A 25752-nucleotide genomic window follows, 5' to 3' on the forward strand; every position below is an offset into this window, starting at 1 on the left:
GATGGGGAAGTCAGAGGGCTGCGGGCACGAGGCGGCTTCACCTTGAATTTCACCTGGACGAAGGGACAGGTTACTGAAGTGGTCGTGTCCTGCGCAGTCTCCGGTCCATGCCGTATAAAAGCACCTGGACTTGACCCTGTTTCGTTTACAGGGGAAGCTGGCCGCTCCTACACGTTCACCAAGAAAAGGGATGAGTGAGCATCAATTAACTTTATTGCTCGAGATACGCATTCTTAATGAGGTTACGGATCCGGCTCATCATCTAATGACTGCTGCTGGACTCAGTTTCTGTATTCACTGGGCGCCATCCCGGTCCACCGCTTGAATTGGCGGCTAAAATGCGCATTGGTCTTATACCCCAGCATCATCGCAATATGGTCAATGCTTAGGTCGGTTTGCTTCAACAGCCGCTGGGCTTCGTTCAGGAGGGTTTCGGATAAAAACTTGCGCGGTGCTCTGCCGTGAACCTCCCGAAAGATCCGATTGACTTGCGACGGACTAAGGTTCAGCGACTTGGCGATGTCTTGGATCCAGGTTCGCTCGCTCTCCTGAATTTCACCGTGAAGATGGATATATCTTACGGAGTCCTCGATTTGCTCCGCGATCTGACGGGCGATGGTTTCTTTTCGGGATAGGGCGACGGATGGGGTCTGAGACAGCTGTCCGACCAACGAGCCGAGCAATTCGAATACGGCGGCATGGACCTTCATCTGTTTGGAGGCCGGCAGCGGGCTGGATAAATGCTCTGTTGCCAGATTATACAATGTAGACAGCGAAGAGGACAGTCCCTGGGTTAAAGCCGAATCAGCCGGATAATAAATGTCCTTGCAGCGGTTGAGTTCTCTGCAAAAGGATGTATCGTGGACGCTGAAATGGACGGAAAAGTAAGTGAAACCTTGCGGACCGGCGCCGGTGCAGGAATGGGTCATACCGGGGCGGATGAACAACAAGTCTCCAACGGACTGCCTGTGCAGCTGTCCGTTTACCACCATGTTCATCTCGCCGTCCAGCATCCAGTGAATTTCGTACATGGAATGTTCGTGGGACGGATAGGTCCAGCGGGAATCCACTTTTCTTGCATGCAGTCCCAGTAATTGAAACGACATGCGAACATCGGGCAGACGACCTAAATATGCGGCTTCTGAAAACATGGTCACAGAAAACCTCCTCGGTATGTCTATATTCCGTTATTCATAGACTCATCATAACAGAAATATCATGCGTGAAAAGGGTAAATCGTCGTAGAGATTAGCGCATCGTCATGAACCATCGGTGGTGCTATGGTAGTAATATCAACCCGATGGGGAAGAAATGGGGCAAGCTTGAATGCGAATTATTCGATTTCTAGACGGACATCAGAAGCGGCTGGCAGCCGTTACGGATGATGAAAGAGCCTATCGTCTGCCGCAGCCGGATTTTATGACGTTGATCCATCAAGCCAGGGAGCGCGGGATTTCACCTGTCCAACTTGTTGAAAGCGCTGTTACACCGGCAAACGAGCTGGCTGGCGATTGGACTTCGCTGCACCTTATCACGCCAGTGGAAGCACCCGAAGTATGGGCGGCCGGCGTTACGTACCAACGAAGCCGGGAAGCACGAAATTATGAAGCCACAGATGGAAAGCTGGATGCATTGACATTCTACGATAAAGTTTATGACGCAAAGAGGCCAGAGATCTTTTTCAAATCCACGGCCGCCAGGACCGTCGGACCGAATGAGACTGTTACGCTGCGCAGCGATTCCACATGGCAGATCCCAGAGCCTGAGCTTGGATTGGTGCTTGACGCAGATGGCAGCATTACGGGCTACATCGTCGGCAATGACATGAGCTGCCGCGATATCGAAGGGGAGAACCCGCTGTATTTGCCGCAAGCAAAGATATGGCGCAAATCCTGCTCCATCGGACCGGCCATCCGGCTTGCGGAAACGGTGCAGAATCCATATGCATTCAGCATCATCTGCGAGATTTACCGCAAGGGACGTAAGGTCGTTAAGAGCGAGGCCAGTACGAGTGAATTAAACCGAAAGCTGGATGAGCTGGTTTCCTTTCTGGCAAAGGACAATGACTTGTTCGCGGGTACGGTGCTTTTGACAGGCACCAGCATTGTGCCGCCTAATGATTTTACCCTTGAGCCCGGGGACCGGATTGAAATAACCATAGGCGGCATCGGTACGCTGGTGAATCCTGTCATTTCAAACTAGTTAAATATAAGGAGGATAAATACCATGACCGCATTTCAGGTTGAGCAGATATACAGGAACTATATCAACGGAGAATGGATGAAGGCGGCGTCCGGAGAAACCGAACCCAGCATCAATCCGGCGAATCGGAATGAGGTAGTCGGTTATGTACCGGTTTCCGGTATAGAGGATCTGAACCGTGCTGTCGCAGCGGCCAAAACAGCTGGCCGAGCCTGGCGGAGATTAACCGGCGCGGAACGCGGCAATGTTCTGTTCAAAGCGGCGAATGTGCTGGAACGCCGGGCCGAGGAAGTTGCCGAGGCGATGACGAGGGAAATGGGCAAAACGCTAGCCGAAGCCAAGGGAGAGACGATGCGCGGCGTCGCGATCCTAAGATATTACGCCGGTGAAGGGATGCGAAAAGTCGGCGATGTCATTCCTTCGACGGACAGCGAAGCACTGATGTTTACGACTCGGGTACCGCTTGGTGTTGTGGGCGTGATTGCTCCATGGAATTTTCCCGTAGCGATTCCGATTTGGAAGACGGCCCCGGCTTTGATTTACGGCAATACGGTTGTATTAAAACCGGCACAGGAAACGGCGGTCACAGCGGCTAAAATCATGGAATGCTTTAAGGAAGCGGGAATTCCGGCAGGGGTTCTCAATCTTGTATGCGGCAGAGGATCGGTGATCGGATCTGCGCTTGCCGAGCATCCGGATGTCAATGGGATTACGTTCACCGGTTCCAACGAAGTCGGAAAACGGGTCGGCGCCGCCGCATTGGGCCGAGGGGCCAAATATCAGCTTGAAATGGGCGGCAAAAATCCGATCATCATTGCAGCGGATGCCGACCTGGACTTGGCAGTCGAGGCCACCATCAGCGGCGGCTTGAAATCCACCGGCCAAAAATGCACCGCCACCAGCCGGGTCATCATTGAACGAAAAGTATATGAAGCCTTTAAAGAAAAGCTCCTTTCGCAAATCCAAGAGATCCAGCTGGGCGACGGCATGTCATCCGAAAGCTGGATGGGCCCGTGCGCGAACGAAGGACAGCTCGAAACGGTGCTGAGCTATACTCAAAAAGGGCAGGATGAAGGTGCCGTACTGCTGACCGGCGGAAAAAGAGCGGACGGTCCAGGGCTTGAAGATGGATTCTATGTCCAGCCGACCGTATTTGAGGGTGTCGAACCGCATATGTCCATCGCCCGGGAAGAAATCTTCGGCCCTGTGCTTGCGTTGATCGTAGTGGATTCCCTGGAGGAAGCCATAAAGACGGCCAATGACAGCGACTATGGCTTGAGTGCCTCCATCTATACGCAAAATGTCGGGGCAATGCTGTCTTTCATCCGGGATATGGATGCCGGATTGGTCAGGATCAATGCGGAAACGGCCGGCGTAGAACTGCAGGCACCGTTCGGCGGGATGAAGATGTCAAGCTCGCATTCCAGGGAACAGGGTCAAGCGGCGATCGAGTTTTTCACTACCATCAAAACAGTCTTCGTAAAGTCATAAGTTGCAGGAGGGTGCCATGCACGAACCGATTATGTCGATTATGGGGGAGAAGGACTCAAATTGTTTCGATATTATAGCGCAAGCTCCCGGGGCATCGGGACGTCTGCCTTTAACCGATGATTTGCTGCGGAACGCTCCGAGCGGCGACTTGTTCGGCATGTCCCAGAATGTGGGAATGGGCTGGAAGCCCGGGGAATTGAACGGAAAACAGTTTCTGATCCTGAGCACGCAGGGCGGAATTCGCAATGAGGACGGCAGTCCTGCAGCCCTCGGTTACCATACGGGCCACTGGGAGGTCGGCCTGCTCATGAAGGCTGCGGCGGAAGAGATAGCGAGCCGCGGCGGAATACCGTTTGCCGGATATGTCAGCGACCCCTGTGACGGCCGATCACAGGGCACGACAGGCATGTTCGACTCGCTCCCGTACCGGAACGATGCCGCTCTCGTGTTCCGCAGACTGATTCGTTCCCTGCCGACGCGCAAAGGCGTGATCGGCGTCGCCACCTGTGACAAAGGTCTGCCGGCGATGATGCTTGCGCTTGCAGGCATGCCGAAGCTGCCCGGAGTGATCGTTCCCGGAGGCGTCACCCTGCCGCCTGTCGATGGAGAGGATGCAGGCAAAATTCAAACGATCGGCGCACGGTACGTCAGCGGCGAACTCTCGCTTGAAGCGGCGGCGGAGCTTGGCTGCCGGGCATGCTCTACACCGGGGGGAGGCTGCCAGTTTCTGGGCACGGCGGCAACGGCCCAGGTCGTCGCCGAGGCGATGGGCATGACGGTGCCGCATGCCGCGCTTGCGCCTTCCGGGCAGCCGATCTGGATCGAAATGGCGCGCCAATCCTCACGCGCACTGATGGTGATGGAGTCCGAAGGGCTGAGAATGGCGGACGTTGTCACCGATGCGGCGATTCGCAATGCGATGGCTGTTCATGCCGCGTTCGGCGGCTCTACCAACCTGCTGCTTCACATTCCGGCCATCGCCCATGCAGCCGGTTTAACCGTGCCTGCGGTGCAGGACTGGATCCAGGTCAACAAAGATGTGCCGAGATTGGTCAGCGCCCTGCCGAACGGCCCGATCTTCCACCCGACCATTCGGGTGTTTCAAGCTGGAGGCGTGCCCGAAGTGATGCTTCACCTCAGGCAGCTTGGCGTACTGGATGAGTCCGTGCTTACCGTAACAGGTACGACGCTGAGCGAGGTTCTCGACTGGTGGGAATCGTCGGAACGCCGTCATCTGCTGCGGAAGCAGCTGAAGGAGAAGGACGGGATAGATCCGGACAGTGTCATTATGAGCGTTGAGTATTCGCGGCGTCTTGGCATTACCTCTACCGTGACATTTCCAACAGGGAATATCGCTCCGGAGGGCTCTGTGATCAAATCCACGTCGATCGACCCTACGGTACTGGATAACCATGGCGTGTATCGTCACAAAGGAAGAGCAAAAGTGTTTACAACCGAACGCGAAGCGATCCGTGCAATTAAGACTGGCGGTGTTCTGGCAGGCGACGTCGTCGTACTTCTCGGGCGGGGGCCGTCAGGGACCGGGATGGAGGAGACTTACCAGCTTACGTCTGCGCTGAAGCATCTGCCATTCGGCAAATACGTGTCGCTCATTACCGATGCCCGGTTTTCCGGTGTTTCCACCGGGGCGTGCATTGGCCATGTTGGCCCCGAAGCGCTGGCAGGCGGGCCGATCGGCAAGCTTCGGAACGGTGACTTGATCGATATTGTCGTGGATCGCAACACGCTGGAAGGCAGCATGAATTTTGTCGGTGAAGGGGAAATCGAGGTTTCGCCAGAGGAGGGAGCTCTCATCTTAGCACAAAGGCCCTTCCACCCGGATATGCGGCCTGATGAAGCTCTGCCGGATGACACCAGGCTGTGGGCTGCGCTGCAGTCCGTCAGTGGAGGAACATGGAGAGGGAATGTGTACGATGTGGAGCGGATCATAACCGCTCTGGAAGCCGGCAAAAAAGCACTGGGCTGGCATTGAAATCAAACATTTTTGTACAAACATCATTTTCATACCGGAGGTTGCTTCATGCATATGATCACGAACCCCGTTCTTCGCGGTTTTCATCCCGATCCGTCCATATGTCGGGCGGGGGAAGATTATTATATCGCCACGTCCACCTTTGAATGGTTCCCGGGCGTACGGATTCACCATTCCCGGGACCTGGTTCATTGGAAGCCGATAGAAGCTCCGCTGACCCGGATATCGCAGCTGCATATGGAAGGCAACGTCAACTCCGGAGGAGTATGGGCTCCCTGCCTTAGCTATGACAACGGCGTGTTTTATCTGATCTACACGGATGTCAAAAGCCGGGTCGGCGCTTTTAAGGATACCCATAATTACCTTGTGACGGCGACGAATATCGAAGGCCCGTGGTCCGAGCCGGTGTATCTAAACAGCAGCGGGTTCGATCCTTCCTTATTTCATGATGAGGACGGACGCAAGTGGTTGGTCAATATGATCTGGGATCACCGTAAGGGAAAGAACCGGTTCTCGGGCATCGTACTCCAGGAGTATTCCGTTCAGGAACAAAAACTGATCGGGCCCTCCGTGAACATATTCAAAGGCACGGCATTAGGGCTGACGGAAGCGCCTCATCTGTATAAATACAAGGATTTATATTATTTAATAACGGCTGAAGGAGGAACCGGTTACGAGCATGCAGTGACGGTAGCGCGCTCCCGCACGTTACAAGGACCTTATGAGGTCGATCCTGCCAATCCGATCCTTACTTCATATGGCAGGCCGGATATAAAGCTGCAGAAGGCCGGCCATGGCAGCCTCGTCGAGACACATACCGGCGAATGGTACATGGCCCACCTGGTCGGCAGGCCCGTCAATGGGCAGTTTTGCACACTTGGCCGTGAGACGGCTCTTCAGCTGTGCATTTGGAGCGAGGACGGCTGGCTGCGGCTTGCGAGCGGTGAACGATATCCCGAGGTTCGGGTGCCTGCACCGAAAATCAAGCCACATCCTTTTGAACAGGCACCGAAAATGGACCACTTTGATCAAGCCATACTCCGGAGCGATTGGAATACGCTTCGTATTCCGCCGGACTCAACGTGGCTGAGCCTTGCAGAACGTCCCGGGTACTTGCGCCTGCGCGGAATGGAATCGATGAGCTCAACGCATAGGCAAAGCATGGTCGCCCGAAGATTGCAGGCTTTTGCGTGCGAAGCCGAAACTTGTCTGGAGTTTGCACCGGACCATCCGCAGCAAATGGCAGGGCTGATTCTGTATTACGATACGAAAGACTATCTTTATTTACGGGTAACTTATCACGAAGAGAAAGGACTGTGCCTGGGAATCATTCAGTCGCGATACGGGTTATACGACGAGCTGCTGGAGGATATCCCGTTGAAATCGGTGAACGGGATCCGGTTAAAGGTTGTGATCGATCATGACCGTGCCTGTTTTTACTATGGGTTACATGATGATCCGTCCTGGCATCCGGCAGGCGGATGGTTCGATGTCACGCATCTGTCGGATGAATCCCCTGAATATATCCGGTTTACGGGGACCTTCATCGGTCTTTGCGTGCAAGATCTTGGCGGGACTCGGAAACACGCTGATTTTGATTATTTTGTATATAAAGAAATGTGAATGGCAATCATCGAGATCATTCGAAAGCATCCAAAGGCATTGTTGATGCTATCGTGAACCAGAGAGGATCTAGTGAAAAGGGGTTAAAAACACTCAAATTGAAAAAGAAAAGCGAGAGCAGTTGAAACGCAATTTCAACGTAACGCTGACAAAGATCTCGGGATACCGCTCGGACGTGCTTGGAGTAGGGCTGTTGTATTCAGGGCCAGAACCAGGGAGGCAAGCTGTAGGGAAGGTAGGAGACGGCAGGTGCACGTCAGCATATAAAGACCATATAAAGACCATATCAAGTTGGTGATTGTGACTATCAACAAAAACAATGCCGGACGGGCCAAAATTTCTGGGCAACTTCTCCACAGGCGGTATCAGACCATTAAGTGCACCCCTTAGAATAGACATTGGAATCCCCTGGCGATTCCGATGATTCTAGGGGTGCATTTATGATGCAAAAAAATTACAAAATTCAAGCATTTTCAGAAGACTCAAGTAAGAAACCACCGTCTCATGTGTAGGAAAGTGGAGCTATCGACAAATCAACGAACTCGGCCACGAGTTAGCATGGTTGCATTAATATTAAGACAATACGATTTCAGCAACGCAGCAGGCAGGAAGGTGCATATCCATACGGTTGTCCTTAATGGGAATAACCGGCATCTTTCTTATTTCGACTTGTGGGGGATGTCCGAACGCGTTGTGGCTCGTCATGGTCCCAGATATGTAACGAACTTCGGCAGAGGAAAACGCTTGACCATCTAACAAGCAAAGGAGCTGCTGGGACTCATCTGCGGACAAGTTCACCACTGTGGCGTGAACGCGGCCGTCCGCCCGTTTCGATGCGCTGACGTGCAGAGCCGGCACCTCGGCTTCGGTTGTCCCCGTCAGCTGCGGTTGTATATAGCTTTCGATCAGTGTCGAATCTTGATGCCCTTTATAGAGATCGAATACATGGTACGTCGGTGTGAGCACCATATCCTCGCCTTCCGTCAGGATGACCGATTGGAGAACATTGACCAGCTGCGCCAGATTGGCCATTTGAACCCGATCGCTGTGGGCGTTAAATATATTCAGGGACACTCCGGCGACAATGGCGTCTCGCATCGCATTTTGCTGGAACAAGAATGCCGGGTGAGTCCCAGGCTCCACCTCATGCCAGGTTCCCCACTCGTCGATAATGATCGACACCTTCCCTTTGGGGTCGTTGCGATCCATGACATGTTTATGCCGGGTAATTAATTCATCCATATACAACGCTCGGCGCAGGGTGCGATAATAGGTCGGTTTGTCGAACTCCAGAGCCGGACCTTTGCGCTCCTCGGGATATTCGTCAGATTTGTAATATCCCGGCATGGTGTAATAATGCAGAGACAATCCATTCATATTGGTGCCCGCTTCGCGCATCAAGGTTTCCGTCCAGGCATAATCGTTGCCGTCGGCACCGCAAGCAACCCTGAAAATCCGATGATTACCGTAATTGCGAACATAAGTGTTGAATTGCTTGTACACATCGGCATAATATTCCGGCCGCATTTGCCCGCCGCAACCCCAATTCTCATTTCCGATGCCGACATATTCAACCTTCCACGGTTCGTGCCTGCCGTTCTGGCGCCTCCAGTTGGCCATTGGCGAGTCTCCGTCAAAGGTCATGTATTCAATCCATTCGCTCACTTCTCTAGGGGTACCGGAGCCGACGTTGGCGGCGATATAAGCCGAGCAGCCGATCTGCTCGCATAGATCCAAAAACTCGTGGGTGCCGAATGAATTGTCCTCCACGACGCCGCCCCAGCCTGCATTCACGATGCGCTTGCGCTCAGCACCTACGCCGTCTTTCCAATTGTAATATTCAGCGAAGCATCCGCCTGGCCAGCGCAGCACCGGCACCCGGATATGCCGCAATGCCTCAACAACGTCGGTGCGTATCCCGCGGATATTGGGAATTGGGCTGTTTTCGTCGACAAAAATGCTGCCATAAATACCTCGTCCCAAATGCTCTGAAAAATGCCCGTAAACATTCTTGTTGATTTTTCCGTACTTCCGCCCTGAATCGATGAACAGTAACGCCATAGCCTTCCTCTCCATTCGGAAAAATATATGTTGCTAGACCTGTGAACTTCCTTGCGATGATCCATTATAGCGCTTTCATTTTAGCGGTTCAACCCGATTTCATGCTCCCGAACGAGGTCGTAAAGAAATGATAAACTTGTTGAAAACTGCGAGCATGGGGAGAGACAAAAGCGTAAACAAATGTTAGAAATGTAACAGCTCGCCTGTATTCATACCTAAATTTCAGGGTTAAAATGAAACGTGATTCAAAGCAAAAACGATTTCAAGGGGGTTATGAGCATGAAACGAAGGGTTTATCCGAAAGTCGTCCTCATCTTAGCGACAATACTTTTAACAGGAGTGATCACCGCATGTAGTTCCGACTCAAACAATCAACAGTCAACCAATCCGTCAGGAAGCAGTTCAGGCCAATCATCTGAAGGGGGAGCCACCGCAGCGGAAGGACCGTTCGGCAAATATGAAGAACCGCTCACGATTCGATTTGCCCGCGATGTAGACAACGATATGCAGGATAACATCATACCCAAAACACCTGGCGAAACAGTGGAAGACAACCGATGGTTGAAAGCGTTCTCGGAAAAACTGGGAATCAACGTAAAATACGATTGGACGGTCAGCGGCGGGGATGCTTATACCCAAAAGGTTAACGTAACGTTGACATCTGGGGATATTCCGGACATGATCCGCGTCACAGCCGCACAAATGAAACAGATGGCTGAAGCAGATATGATCGAGGATCTCACACCGTACTGGGACGAATATGCTTCTGACCAAATGAAGGAGCTGTACGCGGTGCAAGGGCCTGCGGTCCTCCAGGCCGCTACGGTTGATGGTAAGATGGTGGGCCTTGGTCCGCCGGAGGGATACGGAGACGGCGTATTTATCTGGCTTCGTGCCGACTGGTTAGAGAAGCTTGGGCTTTCAGAGCCCAAAACGATGGATGATGTGATTGCAATCAGTAAAGCGTTTACCACGCAGGACCCGGACGGGAACGGGATCAATGACACCTACGGTCTAGCAATTACGAAGGATCTGTACGGTGGAGCCATGGGGCTGGAAGGTTTTTTTGCCGGCTACCACGCGTACCCGAACATGTGGATCGATGACGGATCGGGAAATCTGGTTTGGGGCAGTACGCTTCCTGAAGTAAAGGAGGGATTGAAAGCGCTGTCTTCAATGTATAAGGCTGGTGAAATCGACAAGGAATTCGGAGTTAAGGACGGCGGCAAGGTGGCAGAGACGATAGCCGCCGGCAAGGTGGGCATGGAGTTCGGGCAACAATGGAATCCGATGTACCCGCTCATCAGCAACTATCAGAACGATCCGGGTGCAGATTGGAAAGGCTACGCCTTGGTTTCGGTGGACGGGGAACCGGTGCTGTCACCGCAGAAATTTGCCGCATCGGAGTTCTGGGTCGTCAGAAAAGGATTTTCCAATCCGGAAGCCCTGGTGAAAATGTTTAATTTGCACATTGAGTTGAACTGGGGAGAAAGCGGAGATTTCGATTATTATTATATGCCTTCCGCCAATGACAGCGTTGGCGTGTGGAAATATTCGCCGGTACAACCCTACCCACCATTTAAAAACGTGAATGCGTTCCAGGAAATCGAGAAGGCACGTAAGAATAAAACCTTGGATCAGCTAACCGGTGAGGCACTGTCGATTCAGAAAAATATGGAAGCCTTCAACAATGGAGAAACCACTTTATGGGGATGGCCTAAAATTTATGGGGAAGACGGCGTGTTCCAGCATAGCGTGAAGTACCTCGAGAACGACCATTTCATGCTTGAGGCGTTTGCCGGACCGCCTACCCAAACTATGGCGGAAAAGCAGTCCACACTAAAAGCACTGGAAACCGAGGTATTTGTCAAAATCATTATGGGTGCCACTTCGATTGATGAGTTCGACAAGTTCGTAGAGAATTGGAATACGCTTGGGGGAGCCGATATGACCAAAGAAGTCAATGAGTGGTACGCATCTGTAAAATAAGTACCTAGGACCATGGAAAGGATGCTGCATTGATCAAGAGCATCCTTTCCCTTCCTCATTCTCATCTTAAGAAACGGGTGATTTATGATGCAAAAAAGAAGCTGGAAAAGGGAATTGCCTCTGCATGTTATGATTTTGCCGGGTTTTCTTTTTTTGCTGGTATTCAATTACCTTCCCATTGGCGGAATCATTATTGCGTTCCAAAAGTTTATACCGGCGAAAGGTTTGTTCGGCGATCAGGACTGGATTGGTCTGCGCAACTTCGAATATGTGATGAACCTGCCGAGCTTCGATAACATCATGTGGAATACGTTTTATATCGCGATGATGAAAGTGATTCTTGGACTGCTTGTGCCCATTGTGATTGCGATTCTTTTAAACGAGGTCCGGCATATGGCATTGAAGAGAGGAGTGCAGACCGCGATTTACTTGCCCCATTTTTTATCCTGGGTAGTATTGGGCGGAATCTTTATCGAAATTCTGTCACCGAATGACGGCTTGGTCAACCGGGCACTTCAATCGTTCGGGATTGAACCGATCTTTTTCCTTGGTGACAATCGTTGGTTCCCAAACACCATGATTTTGACGGACGTATGGAAAGAGTTTGGATACGGGACCATCATCTATCTGGCTGCGCTTACAAGCATCAATCCGAATCTGTACGAAGCGGCACAGATTGACGGAGCGAACCGCTGGAGGCAAACACTACACGTGACGCTGCCTGGGATGCAGATGGTTATCGTATTGCTTATGGTTCTTAATTTGGGGAATTTGCTGAATGCCGGATTTGACCAAATTTTTAACATGTACAGCCCGATGGTATATGAAAGCGGGGATATTCTCGATACCTTCGTGTACCGCATCGGTTTGCTGGATGCGCAATTCGGCGTTGCAACCGCAGTGGGATTATTTAAGTCCGTTATCGCACTTGTTCTCGTGTCCGTCTCCTATTACATCGCGTATAAAGTTGCGGACTACAGGATTTTCTAAGGAGGGACTGATATGCCTGTAAAAAAGAGGCTGGATTGGTTTGTTGTGTGCAATAGTATATTCTTGATCGCAGTCGGAATGCTGTGTCTGATTCCGATGATACACATCCTGGCCGTGTCATTAAGCTCCAGCGCTGTCGCTGCAACAGGAGCCGTAACCTTGTGGCCGAAGGAATTTACGTTGAAATCCTATGAATTTGTCGCACATCGTTCAGCCTTTTGGCAATCGATGCTCGTTTCCCTGGAGCGCATCGCATTGGGAGGGACGCTGAATCTCGTATTGATCGCTACAGTCGCATATCCGCTTTCGAAAGAAAAGGGAGAATTCCGGCTGCGCACCTTTTATTCATGGGCCTTTTTTATTACAATGATATTTGGGGCTGGATTAATTCCGACGTATATGGTTGTCAAACAGCTCGGGTTGATCGACACGATCTGGGCGCTGGTCTTCCCAACTGCGATTCCTGTATTCAGTGTCATTTTGCTGTTGAATTTTTTTCGAGCAGTGCCAAAGGAACTGAGTGAGGCCGCGTTTATCGATGGTGCCGGACATTGGCGAACGCTGTGGCAGATTTACGTTCCGGTATCCTTACCGGCTCTTGCGACCATTCTGCTATTTTCACTGGTCACGCACTGGAACAGCTGGTTCGATGGGTTAATCTATATGAACGATCCCAGCCATTACCCGATCCAGAGCTACATTCAGACGATCGTCGTTCAGCGCTCGTTAGCCACGATGACGCCGGAAGAGGCCAAGCTTATGGCGGACATTTCGGATAAGACGCTGCGTTCGGCCCAGATTTTCCTTGGAGCTCTGCCGATCATCTGTGTGTATCCGTTCCTGCAGCGTTTCTTTGTCAAAGGAATTGTACTCGGGAGCGTGAAGGGATAAACACGAAAGGCATTACCTCGTTTCCCGCAATAATAATCGTGAATAAGGGAGGGAGGACAGATCAAGAACAGCATTTTCACACGATTGATCGCGTCCTTCTTATTGGCGATCGTCCTAATTATTTTCTTGGGCATCTATATGTACAATTGGAGCCTGAACACCGTAAAAAATGAAATTATTAATTCTTCGACTGCACAGGTTTCGTTTTACCTTACAAGCCTGGAGGAGGAGATCGAACGCATTAAAATTTTGCAGCACGAAAGCTTGACTGATGAATACCTGGGCAAACTCGCGGTACGGTATTCCATCATGGACGAGTATGAAATCATGGAAAGCATGCGAAAGCTCCATCAGCGTCTCGTCACTATTCATAACAGCAGTTCCTACACCTCGAATGTAAGCGCACACATCTTGCCGATTCAAAAAACCATTTCCTCCACCACTACCGTAAGCCCGATCGATATGGACAAATTGGATCAGATTCGCGTTCCGGCGGGGGAAACTGGCGCGCAGCTGGTGCAATACAAGAATAATCTTTACATAACCACTCTTCATGCCGGTAATGCCGGCTTGCCTCAAAAGTATATGATCGAGATTGAACTGGATATGGCTGCGTTTCAAGAGGCGTTGGGCCAGTTTCATACCTACGACAACAGCGGATCCTTTTTAATTGATCTCACACACGATATCGTCATTAGCGGCAAAGGCAACGATGCAAATGTACGCTTACAAGATTTGGTGGGAAACTACCATGAACTTAAGAGCGGGAACGTCACATACAGCAACATAAACGGTCAGAAAATGTATGTGGTGTCTGTCAAATCGGATTATTTGAATATCCTCTTACTGCGTTATATTCCTCAAGAGCTCATCTTTGTGCCGCTGCGGGATTTTTATATCTGGCTGTGGGTATTCACCGGTGCAGGCGCATTGATTATGTTGTTTTACTCCATCTACACCTATAACTTAATTCACAAGCCCATGCGTAAGCTTGTCGGATCGTTCCGACACGTCGAGAGCGGAAATTTTAACGTCTCGATCCACGTAAACAGCAAAAACGAGTTCGGTTATCTTTATCAAGGCTTTAATTCGATGGTACAAAACGTATCTGCTTTAATAGAGCAGGTATACAAGCAGAAAATTCTAAACCAGAGAGCGGAGCTAAAGCAATTGCAATCGCAAATTAGTCCGCATTTTTTATATAACAGTTTGTTTTTGATTAACACGATGGCTAAACTAGGGGACGATAATTTAATCCCCTTTACTAAGCTGCTAGGTGATTATTTTCAGTTTATTACAAGAAATGCTTCGGATTTTTTGCCGCTGCGTGAGGAAATGGAGCACGCACGGACCTATAGCGAGATTCAGTTCATGCGATTTCCAAGCCGGTTGACGATCCAATTTGAAGATCTTCCGGATGAGGTTAAGGAAATACAGGTGCCTAGATTGATTCTTCAACCGATTCTTGAAAATGCATTCAAATATGCTGTGGAGCAAACCAAGGTCAAAGGCTTGATCACAATCCGCTTTCAGCAGGACGACCGCGCATTGCGTATTATCGTAGAGGACAACGGAACGGATCTGTCGGAGTCCAAATTATCCGCACTCCAAAAGCTCCTTTACGATACGTCCAATATCGAGACCTCAGGACTGATTAACATTCATCGCCGGATTCGGTTGATATATGGTGACGAACACGGCCTGATTTTGGAACGAAGCGCGATGGGCGGCTTGAAGGTGACGCTGCAACTTGACCCGAAAGCGAGTGTGTAAGAGATGTACAGACTGCTGATTGTCGATAACGAAGAGATCATAGTGAATCATCTTTATGAAATTTTTCGAGGATTTGATCATTTGGATCTCGATGTCTATAAAGCCTACGGTGGAGAAGAAGCCATCGAGTGGCTCAACCGCACAAGAATTGATATCGTGTTGACCGATATCGATATGCCCCATATCGACGGTCTGCAGCTCATGGAGGAGATTTATCGAAGCTGGCCTCAGTGCAGAGTTATTTTTTTAACAGGGCACAGTGAATTCAGATATGTATACAAAGCGATTCAGTATCAGGATGTCAGCTATATCTTAAAGACCGAAAATATCGACAAAGTGATTCAAGTGGTCGAAGAGACCGTATCAAAAATCCGCCAGGAAATCAAAACGGAAGATCTGATCCGGGAGGCCAAAGAGCAAATTAACATCGCGCTTAATTTGTTTCAAGAAGATTATCTTCTAGACATGTTAAAAGGTAATCGTGGGATACTGGCCAATCAAGCACAGTTTGAAGAAATGTCGATCCCGCTGAATGTTCAGTGGCCGGTTGCCCTGGTCGTGGGCAAGATAGATAAATTCTCTGACTCAACCGGTTATATGCAGAAGATGCAGCAAATCTATGCCGTACGTCAAATCATGCAGAGGTATTTAGCCACCCGTGTGAATTTTATGATTGTGCTCGATGACAGCCACAGATTTGTGATTTTTATTCAGCCTAAGGAGTCGTTGTCCGCTACCGGTACTGTGAATGAGGAAACGATCCAGCAGACGTTCAATAAAACAGTATCGTTTCTTAAAGGAATATTGGAGGTCATCCAGTCAGCATGCCAAGAAAATATCGGAATTCCGATCAGCTTTACGATCGGCAGCCAAGCGGATGGGTGGGAATCGGTTTCCAATAAGTATCACTCGCTCCACCACTTGCTCAATTACCGGATCGGACTCGAAAATACAGTTCTTCTTATCGATGATGTGGTTCATGATGAATCCGATGAGGCAGGCAATGTTCAGGGTTTGAAGGAAGAGGATCCCGAAGGAGCAAGGCTTGCGCGGGTACTTAAGTCCAACGATCTTTCGCTTATCGAGCAATATCTGGAGGCAGGACAAAGGAGCAAGTATTTTGAAGCTTTGGAGCTGCTTCTTGGTCCTATCAGAGACGTTCGCACGAAAAATAATGCCTTTGCCCAGGAAATTTATTACACCGTGTCCCTGTATTTGATGTCCTATATCAATCGATGGGCACTTAATGAGAAGATTGAAGCTCAGGTGGGTCAAAACAGACTGATGCGGATCGATTTTTTTGACAACTGGAGCGAAGCTTCCTTATTTTTGACGGAGTTATCGTCTGTGTTGTTCGACATGCAAAAAGTAGAACAGAAAAAACGAGCGGATCATATCATCGATTTTTTACAGGAATACATTCGCAATCATTTGGATGAAGACCTGTCGTTGGTACGATTGGCCGAACAAGTATATTTGAATCCGTCATATTTATCCCGCATCTACAAACAGGAAACCGGAAACAATTTGACGGAGTTTATTGACTTCACCCGTCTGATGCAGGCCAAGCGTTTACTTAAAAACGAGAATCTCCGAATCGGTGAAGTTGCCCGCCGTGTGGGCTACGAAACCGCATCCTCCTTTACTCGTTTCTTTAAAAAGGCTACCGGCTGTTCACCGCAGGAGTACAAGGAAAAACATATGATCCAAAAACCATAGCCGGCATGCCAGTCGGGGTGGGTAGAGCTGACTTTAGGAATATCCCAAATTAAGATGTGAAATTTTGAGATGATATTAGTGGGAATAGAAGTTAGCATACCCGACAACCAAGAGAAATTGCTATTTTGTCGAGGGACAAGATTAGGTCCCATTGAAAGTCGCTATTTTAGCGGCTTTTTTGTTTTATCGGTACAAGTTCTTGTCCCGAGCCGAGGACAAGAACTTGTACCCATTGCCTTAAAGGACAAGAACATAGTCCGGTTACCGATTAGATAAGCATCTAACTACGTACGTTACCATGCAATTTCATTAAGCTAACGGGCAGGAAAGTGCGTCGTCATGCCGAATACCTAGTTTTAAGTTGATTTACCTGTTAATTACTGGTGAATCAACACAAAGGTGCGATAGGCTGTGTTTATTAAAGTTTATGATTACCGATTCACTTTGACAAAATTGAGGAGTACTTGGATATTCAGGTTAACCAATGATCAAATAGATTCAGGACAAAAACCAGCATATTAAATAGGAGCGTTCATATGGGAGATAAACTGAACTGGGCCGGGAATTATCGCTATCGTTCGATGGAGTTGCTTGAGCCTAAAAGTCTAGAAGAAGTTAAAGACCTAGTAGTTAGCCGCACAAGCATACGCGTGCTTGGCTCGTGTCACTCTTTTAACGGGATTGCCGATACCGGGGGCAGCCATCTTTCGCTTCGAAAGATGAATCGGGTAATCGATCTCGACCGTGTACAGAGAACCGTAACCGTCGAGGGTGGTATTCGGTATGGCGATCTGTGCCGCTATCTAAATGATCATGGCTATGCGCTGCATAATTTAGCATCGCTGCCGCACATAAGCGTGGCTGGCGCCGTGGCAACAGCCACGCACGGCTCGGGCGATCTGAATGCAAGCCTGGCGTCTTCTGTACGTGCTATCGAGCTAATGAAATCGGACGGAGAAGTTACGGTGCTCACGCGCGGGACAGACCCCGAGTTCGATGGGGCGGTTGTCGGACTCGGCGGACTGGGAGTCGTCACAAAGCTTAAATTGGATTTAGTACCTTCGTTTCAGGTAAGTCAGACCGTATATGATCGTCTTCCTTTTTCTGCACTGGATCATGGCATAGACGAAATCTTATCTTCCGCATACAGTGTCAGCTTGTTTACGGACTGGGCAGAGCCCATATTCAATCAAGTGTGGGTAAAACGAAAGGTGGGAATAAACGGGGAAGATGAGACATCTCCCGATTTCTTCGGGGCTTTACCAGCTCCGGAAAAACGGCATATGGTACTTGGCCAATCTGTGGTGAACTGCAGCGAGCAGATGGGCGATCCTGGACCATGGTATGAACGGTTGCCTCATTTCCGCATGGAATTTACCCCCAGCGCGGGCAACGAACTGCAAAGTGAATATTTTGTTCCGAGGCGGCATGCGGTCGAGGCAATGCGTGCGCTAGGCAAACTGCGTGATAGAATTGCGCCTCTGCTCTTTATCTCCGAGATTCGAACAATTGCATCGGATACCTTCTGGATGAGCCCATGCTACCGGCAAGACAGTGTTGGGTTGCATTTTACATGGAAGCCGGATTGGGAGCGCGTGCGCCAATTACTTCCGCTTATAGAACGTGAACTCGAACCGTTTGCAGCACGCCCGCATTGGGCGAAGCTGTTTACGATGGAGTCGGAAATGATACAAGCTCGGTATGAGCGGTTAGCGGATTTCCGTCAGCTGCTACTTCGATACGATCCAATAGGGAAGTTTCGAAATACGTTTCTGGATCATTACATTATGCATTGATGTTAAGGATTAATCACCATTTTAGAAAAGTGATCTAATGGAATGAAACACAATGTTAATTTGTTGCATTCGTTAAGACCTCCACCACTTGCAATAAGGGTTGGAGGTTTTTGGTTAGCAACAGAATATATATTCCTATACGAATGAAACATTTTATCAATGACTAAGTTAAACCACATTGTTGATAACTTAGACAAAATAAAGCTATTAGCAGAAAAGTGATATGATCGTTCAATTAACTTGTCGGGGGACATGAACATAATCCCATTGAAAGTCGCTAATTTAGTGGCTTTTTTGTTTTATTGGCTCAAGCTCTTATCCCGATTGCCGAAAAGGACAAGAACATGTTCCGATTACCGATTAGATAAAAATCAACTACTTTTCTCTGCTCTAATTCATTAAGTTAACCGGCAGGTTAAGTTATTCATAAGCATTCTTGATCACCATAAAAAAACACCCTTGATCAATTATGTAATAAAAGTGAAAAAAACTGGGGGTTATATTATACTTTCTGAAGAAACAAGGGGGGATGTATGGAGAGTTCCAGGATCGTAGAAGTCACAATGATGACAACGAACCACTCAAGGTATATATGTTAAGGAGCGTGAATAATTGATGACCTATGAAGAAATCATGCAGGCATTGGCTGGAATGGGCAGTGAGCAGACGAAAAACACTTATATTCGCCATGGTGCGAAAGAGCCGTTCTTTGGCGTCAAAATCGGGGACATGAAGAAGCTCGTTAAGCATGTGAAAAAAGACCAAGCTCTCGCTTTGCAGCTGTATGAATCCGGCAACTACGATGCGATGTATCTAGCGGGACTTAGCGTCAATCCGAAGACGATTACCAAAGAACAATTGCAGCATTGGGTGGCGGGAGCCAATTGGCATTCGCCTGCCGAGTATACGGTAGCGAGAGTAGCGGCAGAAAGTCCTTTTGCGCATGACCTGGCGTTGGAGTGGATAGATTCGCTGGAGGAACTAATCGCTGTAAGCGGATGGAGCACATATGCCAATTATGTATCGATTGCGCCAGACGAAGTGCTCGACATGGAGGAGATACGCAGTTTTCTCACAAGAGTGCGCGACACCATCCACGGCGAGCGCAACTGGGTCCGATATGTAATGAATACTTTCCTTATTTCGGTCGGCGCATACGTTGAGGCGTTAACGCAGGAAGCGAAGGCAGTCGCAGAGTCGGTCGGCAAAGTGCATGTGGATGTCGGCAATACTGCATGCAAAGTGCCGCTTGCAACGGAATATATCGGCAAGATCGAGGCGATGGGCCGAATCGGCAGCAAGAAAAAGACCTGCATTTGTTAACCGTAATAGCGGAGGCGGATATGCGATCTAGGCTGTATAATTTCCTCAGGGCTGCCATAAAGCTCAAGGCAGGCAGCTAACGATCAGGGAAAGCTCGGAACAAGGAGTGTATTTGTCTTATCGCTTCCTACTATTGAATAGAGGGGATTGTTACAGGCATTAGACCCGGTTCGTTTTCCGGTAAGCGGAAGGACTGACTTTCATCAGCTTCGTGAACACGCGGCTGAGGTAGAACCCATTGTTGAAGCCGCAAGCTAATGCGATCTGCTCTAAATTCAGATGGGTATCGACGAGCAAGGACTTTGCTTGCTCCAGCCTAATATGGCTTAAATAGCGTGAAGGAGTCATCCCCACACTTCGGTTGAATCTGCGGGTGAGCTGAACGGGACTGATGCCCAGCTCGTCCGCAAGCACCAGTAAGCTCATGTCCTTATAGGCGTTCTGCTGGATATAGAGCCGTGCTTGTTCCATCAGAGGATCGGCAGGTTTTTTGTCTTCGCCAACCACACCGACCGCTATCGACTGCAAACAAAAGAGCCAAATATCGTTCAGCGCATGGTTTTGCCAATAGCTCCGCTGATCGATCTCCGCGGCAGCTTCGTCCTGCCTCTTGAAATATCTCAAATTATCGGCAAACCTCTCCTTATGCGCGACGGCGGGCTTGTAGGCAGAAGCCGCTAAACGATGGTGGACGTCCTGCACTGCCTCTTGCCCTTCAACCGCCTCTCCCGATATAAAGCCTAACGAAAATCCGATGAAATGAAAGGACGGCGCATGGATAACGTCGCGATGAAAATCGATGCCCGGCGGACAAACGATGACGTCGCCCATCTGCGCCGTACCTTCGCTATCGCCGATCCCATAACGGAAGCTGCCGCCCTCCACCGCAAATAGAACCCAATGTCCGTAGGTGTCCACGCTGTATTGAAATTGCTTCTTATGATTCCAAAAGACATGATGCATTAGACTAGGATATAGGATGGGGCTTCGATTTAACATCATCACGGCAATCCGCCTCCAGAATGAAATAAAGTATATGCCAATATGATAGCGCAGTGCATGTTAAATAACGACCCCCTCGATTAAGATGATAGTAATTCTAAGCATGGGGGGATTCGATTGAAGTTTGAATTAGTAAAATCCGACATTACCGTTATTGGCGGAGGCCTGGCCGGCGTATGCGCTGCCGTTGCAGCGGCACGTCTTGGCCAAACCGTGTCGCTCGTGAACAACAGACCCGTACTCGGAGGCAATTCTAGCAGCGAGGTACGGGTGTGGGTATGCGGTGCTACGGCGCATGGTACGCAGCGTTACGCGAGAGAAACCGGCATCATGGGAGAAATGTTCGTCGAGAATCAATTCCGGAACCCGGATGGAAATCCGTATTTATGGGATCTCGTCGTACTCGAGACGGTCCGAGCAGAGCCGAACATTGCCTTGTTTCTCAATACGGATGTGCACGAGGTCGAAGCGGAGGGCACGGAGGAGGAGCGCATCATGAAGTCGGTCACGGGCTGGATGATGGGCTCCGAGCGGAAAATCCGGTTTGAAAGCGATATGTACATAGATTGTACAGGAGATGGCCTTGCGGGTTTTTTGGCAGGCGCTAAATATCGGATCGGCCGCGAGGCCGCAGAGGAATACAACGAGGACTGGGCACCGGAGACGGCGGACGATATTACGCTTGGCAGCACGCTCCTGTTCTATACGAAGGAAGCCGATCGGCCGGTCAAGTACATTCCGCCGAGCTTTGCGAAGGACATTACGCAAACGGCGATCCCGATGAAGCGGGTCATTCGCAGCGGCGACTCAGGCTGCCACTATTGGTGGATCGAATGGGGCGGCGAGCTGGATACGGTGCATGATAATGAACGAATACGCGATGAGCTCTGGTCGGTCATTTACGGGGTATGGGATTATATCAAAAACTCCGGCAATTTCGATGCCGATCGCATGACGCTGGAATGGGTCGGGTCGCTCCCTGGCAAACGGGAGTATCGCCGATTCACAGGAGATTATATGTTGAACCAAAACGATATTATCGAGCAGGTGCCCTTCACCGATCGCATCGCCTTCGGAGGCTGGTCGATAGATCTTCATCCGCCGCAAGGCATGTATTCGACAGAGAGCGGTTCAAAGCATTTATTTTCGGACGGCATCTATCATATTCCATTTCGGTGTCTGTACTCCAGCAACGTCACCAATCTGATGTTCGCAGGCCGCGATATCAGCGCAACTCACGTCGCATTCGGTACGACGAGGGTAATGGCAACCTGTGCCGTCATCGGCGAAGCAGCCGGAAGCGGTGCAGCACTGTGCGTGCAGAAAGGGATATCGCCACGTGTGTTGCACCGTGACCATATGATCGACCTGCAGCAGACGATGCTCAGGCAGGATGCGTCGATTATCGGGATCGCGGCAGACGACCCTTACGATCTCGCCAAATCGGCCCGAATTACGGCATCCAGCTCAATGACCAAAGTGTCGCTGACGGACTCAACCTATACACACCCGTTGGACAAAGAACTGGGCATCCTGTTTCCCGTGAACCCCTCGCTTGAATCAGTGGCGCTGCTGATCGATGCGGCAAAGGCTGCTACTCTTGAAGTGGAGCTGTGGCATACGGAAAAAGGTGAAAATTACGTGCCCAAGCAGATGGTGGCTGAAGCATCAGTGTCAGTAGCCGAAGGTACCAGGCAGTGGGCTAAGCTGGACTTAGTTTGGCAGCCCAATGCACCCTGCAATGCATTCCTTATTATTAAAGCAAACGAAGCGATTCATCTTCACGGATCGGATTCTCCGATGACCGGCGTGCTGTGCTTTGAGAAAGGGCCAAAGCCGATCGTCTCGACTCTTTTAGAGGATCGTCAGCCGGATCAGCCGGTCGTACAGTGGAGCATGCGCCGTTGGAACCGTAAGCCGCTATGTCTGCAGGTTACGCCAAATACGGAAGCGTACGCTGCCGCAGCGGTGACGGACGGGTATATTCGGCCGTTCGCCGGTCCGCATTTATGGATGTCCGAGCCGATGTCTCCAGGCAAACCGGAATGGCTGCAGCTGGAGTGGGCTGAAGTGCAATCGATCGCCGAGATCCACGTCACCTTTAACGACGATGTTAATGAAGACTTAATAAATTTGCACCATCACCGCACCGCTTTCGAAGCGATTCCTGAGCTCGTCCGAGCTTATCGGATAGAAGAGCTCATCGGTGAAGAATGGGTCACACTGGCTGAAGAGAAGCACAACCATAAGCGCAAAAAAGTGCATAAGCTCAGCCGTTCCATCTCGTCGCATACGATTAGACTATGGATCGACGAAACGAACGGAGGACCACGCGCGGAGGTTGCCGAAATAAGAGTCTATGCTCTATAATGGAATAAATAAAATGACAGCGCTTTCATTTTGAGCTAAAGGAGAGGATATCATGGTCATAAAGCCGCTTGGCGTATTGATCGTCGAAGATGAAATTCCTCTGCGCCAAGAGCTTCGGATCTTTCCATGGGAGGCGTGCGGAGCCGAATGGATAGGGGAAGCGAGCAACGGGTCGGAAGCGATGCAGCTATGTGCTGAACGCACGCCAGATGTCGTGATAACGGATATTACGATGCCGGTTATGGACGGCATTGCTCTCATACGGGAACTCCGGAAGCGGCACCCGAACGTTCAGATCATATTGTTAACCTGTCACAGCGATTTTCATTACGTACAAGAAGCGCTCCGTCTTGGAGCGCTTGAGTATATCTTGAAGGTGTCATTGGAGGAAGAAGAGCTTAAACAGGCGATGGACAAAGCGAGAGCTGCGGTCGTCAAGGAGCGCATGGTGCACGAGCATGCGAGAAGGGAACAGAGGCAGCTGCAAGCCGCCTTATTCGATAAGCTGCTTCACGGGCAAGAGCCAGCCGGCTCTGATTGGCAATCGATGACGCTAAGCGTAGATCGTCCAATTCGACTGGTACGACTTCAGCTAGACATTCCTCCATTAGGCTATTTGCCTGTGAAGGACACGGTTCAACAGAGGCTGACCGAGGAGGAAAAAAGGGATCCAAACTGGCTGACTTGGCTGACGGTACGGGAGCGGGAATATTTTGTTCTGCTTGAAGGCAGAACTCCTACCGATGCTGTTCTTGAGTCACTCCGCACGTTCGTTCAACACTTGACGGAGCTATTGAATCGGAAAGAGACCAAGCAGGAGCGCTGCGCGACAGTATCTGCCCTATTTAGCCAGCCGCTCACATCGAAGGAAGAAATTGCATCGGCGCTCGCCTATTCGAACGAGTGGAAAGTTGCGCTGTTTTACGACCGATGTCCCGAGGAAAGCGCTGTGTACGCGCAGCATTCGTTGCCTCTAACGGATCTGACGGAAAAGAAAACGAAGGAATTAAATGAGATGCTGAGAAAAGCATCATTGTCTCCTGCGAGCTTAAAGGAATGCTTGCTTGGCGAGTTCAGGGATTGGTGCATCGCAGAGCGAGTGAAGCCAAGTCAACTGAAGGAACGGATACTCCATTGGCAGGTTGATTGGCACAGGCAGCAAGAGGGCGCTGAGTTAAGCGCAGCCCGAATGGGGATTTTAATGGACGCAGGAACGTTAGCTGAGATGATCGCCAATATTGTTCAGGATATGGAAGCTGCCGAGCTAGGGAAGTCGCGTTCGCGCTTTGAGATTCGTTTGGCCGTGCAATGGATCAAAGACCATCTCAAGGAGCCGATTTCGCTGCCCATTATCGCAGAGCAGGTAGGGCTGAGCCCACATTATATCAGCAAATTGTTTCGCGAGGAAACGGGGAGTACGGTCAATCAGTATTTAACCCGTCTTCGTATGGAGAAGGCGATTGAGCTTCTTAGGCATTCGAATAAGAAGGTATATGAGGTCGCGGAAGAGGTCGGCATTCCGAGCTACCGCTATTTTACCGTTACGTTTCGAAATTGGACCGGGGTATCGCCGACGGACTATAAACGGAATGGCTGATAGCACGGGAGCGTGAGAACGGGCGCGAAAGAAGGGGGATAATGACGAAACTGTTTCATTGGTATGCCAGCCTTGGTCTCGCTACCAAGCAGTTTATTTATTTGTTCATCGTGACGCTGCTGCTCGTTCAAGTGCTTGCATGGCGAAACCTCAACGAGGCTGAAAGTCTGCTTCAGAATCAAGTCATTCGCGATGCAGAGCTGCTCGTCAGCCGGACGAATCAATATATCGATGCAAGTTTGGACAATGTGGAAAATATGCTGCTGCTACTCTCGACCCGCGCCGATTTGCTGGAGGAAGGGAATGAGGTGGCAGCCGTCGAGACGCTTCGCAAGTTTGCGGGAATTAACAACTCCATCGCCAGAACTTTGTACATGATTCGAGCTGACGGCCAAGTATTTGCAAGCTCACAGGTCGTTTATGACATCATCGGCAATCCAAATCTGAATCAACTCTATGAGCTGGCGCTTATTAACTACGGGGCCATTAACGTGAGCGAACCTTATGATTCGCCAATGTCGGGGCGAACGCTAGCTTACGTACTGCCTATTGCGGATGCTGGCAAAAAGGTGAAGGGTGTCGTAGTCGCCGAACTTAATCTCGATTTGCTCACGGAGCGTATTGCGCCGATGATCTATCAATCTTATATACTGTTCACGAAGGAAGGCAGCGTCATTAATCGGCTGGATTCCCGCGATAAGCTGCTCCCCTTTCAAGCCGCCTCGTATCCGCCGAAGCTGGAGGAGAGCTTTCGCGGGCAGCTCGCCTTGCTCAAAGTCGGCGTAAGCGGCATAGAAGGGGATTCCTTGAATCCGCTCGTTGCCGTGAAGTCGACCAAAAACCGTCTAGGCTGGTCGCTTGCGGCGTTCATCGAAGAGGATTATTTCTATCAGGACCTTCAGAGGCTGAACAACAACTACCGGACCGCGAGT

Annotated in this window: 18 protein-coding genes; 15 read left to right on the forward strand and 3 right to left on the reverse strand. The window is 50.1% G+C overall.

Annotated features, from left to right (window positions below; translation table 11 throughout):
• Positions 1-198, forward strand: a 198-nt coding sequence (locus HMPREF9412_RS17955) for a glycoside hydrolase family 95-like protein (RefSeq protein WP_036672657.1), incomplete at its 5' end; no start/stop codon positions are given.
• 83 nt (positions 199-281) lie between these two features.
• Here HMPREF9412_RS17955 and HMPREF9412_RS17960 read toward each other — a convergent pair.
• A complete protein-coding gene (locus HMPREF9412_RS17960) occupies positions 282-1157 on the reverse strand; it encodes an AraC family transcriptional regulator (protein ID WP_009593080.1) in 876 nt (291 codons plus the stop codon).
• Positions 1158-1326: 169 nt separating this feature from the next.
• Here HMPREF9412_RS17960 and HMPREF9412_RS17965 point away from each other — a divergent pair, with 169 nt between their 5' ends.
• From HMPREF9412_RS17965 to HMPREF9412_RS17980, 4 genes are read left to right on the forward strand one after another with little or no spacing between them, the layout of a single operon-like run.
• Positions 1327-2202 carry a fumarylacetoacetate hydrolase family protein gene (locus HMPREF9412_RS17965; RefSeq protein WP_009593084.1) on the forward strand — a complete coding sequence of 292 codons (876 nt, stop codon included), beginning with the start codon at positions 1327-1329 and terminating at the stop codon, positions 2200-2202.
• 24 nt (positions 2203-2226) lie between these two features.
• Complete coding sequence (gene gucD, locus HMPREF9412_RS17970; protein ID WP_009593093.1) at positions 2227-3693, forward strand: alpha-ketoglutaric semialdehyde dehydrogenase GucD; 1467 nt, start codon at positions 2227-2229, stop codon at positions 3691-3693.
• Between the two features lie 16 nt (positions 3694-3709).
• Positions 3710-5686 carry a YjhG/YagF family D-xylonate dehydratase gene (locus HMPREF9412_RS17975; RefSeq protein ID WP_009593088.1) on the forward strand — a complete coding sequence of 659 codons (1977 nt, stop codon included), beginning with the start codon at positions 3710-3712 and terminating at the stop codon, positions 5684-5686.
• 48 nt (positions 5687-5734) lie between these two features.
• Positions 5735-7309, forward strand: a complete 1575-nt coding sequence (locus HMPREF9412_RS17980; RefSeq protein WP_009593086.1) for a glycoside hydrolase family 43 protein — start codon at positions 5735-5737, stop codon at positions 7307-7309.
• Positions 7310-7882: 573 nt separating this feature from the next.
• Here HMPREF9412_RS17980 and HMPREF9412_RS17985 read toward each other — a convergent pair.
• On the reverse strand, positions 7883-9370 hold the full coding sequence (locus tag HMPREF9412_RS17985) for an alpha-N-arabinofuranosidase (protein WP_009593085.1): 1488 nt from the start codon (positions 9368-9370) through the stop codon (positions 7883-7885).
• A 279-nt stretch (positions 9371-9649) separates the two neighbouring features.
• Between HMPREF9412_RS17985 and HMPREF9412_RS17990 the strand changes: the two genes are divergently transcribed.
• From HMPREF9412_RS17990 to HMPREF9412_RS18020, 7 genes are all read left to right on the forward strand, one after another.
• Complete coding sequence (locus tag HMPREF9412_RS17990; RefSeq protein WP_009593090.1) at positions 9650-11359, forward strand: extracellular solute-binding protein; 1710 nt, start codon at positions 9650-9652, stop codon at positions 11357-11359.
• An 87-nt stretch (positions 11360-11446) separates the two neighbouring features.
• Positions 11447-12349, forward strand: a complete 903-nt coding sequence (locus HMPREF9412_RS17995) for an ABC transporter permease (RefSeq protein ID WP_036672661.1) — start codon at positions 11447-11449, stop codon at positions 12347-12349.
• A gap of 12 nt (positions 12350-12361) precedes the next feature.
• The gene (locus HMPREF9412_RS18000) at positions 12362-13240 is read left to right on the forward strand and encodes a carbohydrate ABC transporter permease (protein WP_009593091.1); all 879 of its coding nucleotides are present in this window, start codon (positions 12362-12364) and stop codon (positions 13238-13240) included.
• Between the two features lie 138 nt (positions 13241-13378).
• A complete protein-coding gene (locus tag HMPREF9412_RS18005; protein WP_254664067.1) occupies positions 13379-15013 on the forward strand; it encodes a sensor histidine kinase in 1635 nt (544 codons plus the stop codon).
• Between the two features lie 3 nt (positions 15014-15016).
• Positions 15017-16732 (forward strand): response regulator transcription factor, encoded by a 1716-nt coding sequence (locus tag HMPREF9412_RS18010; protein ID WP_009593095.1) that lies wholly within the window; start codon positions 15017-15019, stop codon positions 16730-16732.
• A gap of 536 nt (positions 16733-17268) precedes the next feature.
• Positions 17269-18528: an FAD-binding protein gene (locus HMPREF9412_RS18015; protein ID WP_009593092.1), complete on the forward strand. Its 1260-nt coding sequence runs from the start codon at positions 17269-17271 to the stop codon at positions 18526-18528.
• 615 nt (positions 18529-19143) lie between these two features.
• A complete protein-coding gene (locus HMPREF9412_RS18020; RefSeq protein WP_009593081.1) occupies positions 19144-19851 on the forward strand; it encodes a DNA alkylation repair protein in 708 nt (235 codons plus the stop codon).
• Positions 19852-20010: 159 nt separating this feature from the next.
• Here the strand turns inward: HMPREF9412_RS18020 and HMPREF9412_RS18025 are convergent, their stop codons facing one another.
• The gene (locus HMPREF9412_RS18025; RefSeq protein WP_036672659.1) at positions 20011-20853 is read right to left on the reverse strand and encodes an AraC family transcriptional regulator; all 843 of its coding nucleotides are present in this window, start codon (positions 20851-20853) and stop codon (positions 20011-20013) included.
• A gap of 117 nt (positions 20854-20970) precedes the next feature.
• Between HMPREF9412_RS18025 and HMPREF9412_RS18030 the strand changes: the two genes are divergently transcribed.
• The 3 genes from HMPREF9412_RS18030 to HMPREF9412_RS18040 all read left to right on the forward strand — a co-directional run.
• Positions 20971-23223 carry an FAD-dependent oxidoreductase gene (locus HMPREF9412_RS18030; RefSeq protein WP_009593079.1) on the forward strand — a complete coding sequence of 751 codons (2253 nt, stop codon included), beginning with the start codon at positions 20971-20973 and terminating at the stop codon, positions 23221-23223.
• Positions 23224-23275: 52 nt separating this feature from the next.
• Positions 23276-24820 carry a response regulator gene (locus HMPREF9412_RS18035; RefSeq protein WP_009593089.1) on the forward strand — a complete coding sequence of 515 codons (1545 nt, stop codon included), beginning with the start codon at positions 23276-23278 and terminating at the stop codon, positions 24818-24820.
• A gap of 41 nt (positions 24821-24861) precedes the next feature.
• The coding region (locus tag HMPREF9412_RS18040; RefSeq protein ID WP_009593094.1) for a cache domain-containing protein at positions 24862-25752 on the forward strand (891 nt) is incomplete at its 3' end.

Origin of the sequence: Paenibacillus sp. HGF5 (genome assembly GCF_000204455.1) — a bacterium.
GTDB classification, from domain to species: Bacteria; Bacillota; Bacilli; order Paenibacillales; family Paenibacillaceae; genus Paenibacillus_AQ; species Paenibacillus_AQ lautus_A.

Excerpts from the sequence above, each read along its gene's own strand:
- HMPREF9412_RS17965 (WP_009593084.1), top strand. The coding sequence starts at position 1,327 with ATGCGAATTATTCGATTTCTAGACGGACATCAGAAGCGGCTGGCAGCC.
- gucD (WP_009593093.1), top strand. The coding sequence starts at position 2,227 with ATGACCGCATTTCAGGTTGAGCAGATATACAGGAACTATATCAACGGA.
- HMPREF9412_RS17975 (WP_009593088.1), top strand. The coding sequence starts at position 3,710 with ATGCACGAACCGATTATGTCGATTATGGGGGAGAAGGACTCAAATTGT.
- HMPREF9412_RS17980 (WP_009593086.1), top strand. The coding sequence starts at position 5,735 with ATGCATATGATCACGAACCCCGTTCTTCGCGGTTTTCATCCCGATCCG.
- HMPREF9412_RS17985 (WP_009593085.1), bottom strand. The coding sequence starts at position 9,370 with ATGGCGTTACTGTTCATCGATTCAGGGCGGAAGTACGGAAAAATCAAC.
- HMPREF9412_RS17990 (WP_009593090.1), top strand. The coding sequence starts at position 9,650 with ATGAAACGAAGGGTTTATCCGAAAGTCGTCCTCATCTTAGCGACAATA.
- HMPREF9412_RS17995 (WP_036672661.1), top strand. The coding sequence starts at position 11,447 with ATGCAAAAAAGAAGCTGGAAAAGGGAATTGCCTCTGCATGTTATGATT.
- HMPREF9412_RS18000 (WP_009593091.1), top strand. The coding sequence starts at position 12,362 with ATGCCTGTAAAAAAGAGGCTGGATTGGTTTGTTGTGTGCAATAGTATA.
- HMPREF9412_RS18005 (WP_254664067.1), top strand. The coding sequence starts at position 13,379 with ATGTACAATTGGAGCCTGAACACCGTAAAAAATGAAATTATTAATTCT.
- HMPREF9412_RS18010 (WP_009593095.1), top strand. The coding sequence starts at position 15,017 with ATGTACAGACTGCTGATTGTCGATAACGAAGAGATCATAGTGAATCAT.
- HMPREF9412_RS18015 (WP_009593092.1), top strand. The coding sequence starts at position 17,269 with ATGGGAGATAAACTGAACTGGGCCGGGAATTATCGCTATCGTTCGATG.
- HMPREF9412_RS18020 (WP_009593081.1), top strand. The coding sequence starts at position 19,144 with ATGACCTATGAAGAAATCATGCAGGCATTGGCTGGAATGGGCAGTGAG.
- HMPREF9412_RS18025 (WP_036672659.1), bottom strand. The coding sequence starts at position 20,853 with ATGATGTTAAATCGAAGCCCCATCCTATATCCTAGTCTAATGCATCAT.
- HMPREF9412_RS18035 (WP_009593089.1), top strand. The coding sequence starts at position 23,276 with ATGGTCATAAAGCCGCTTGGCGTATTGATCGTCGAAGATGAAATTCCT.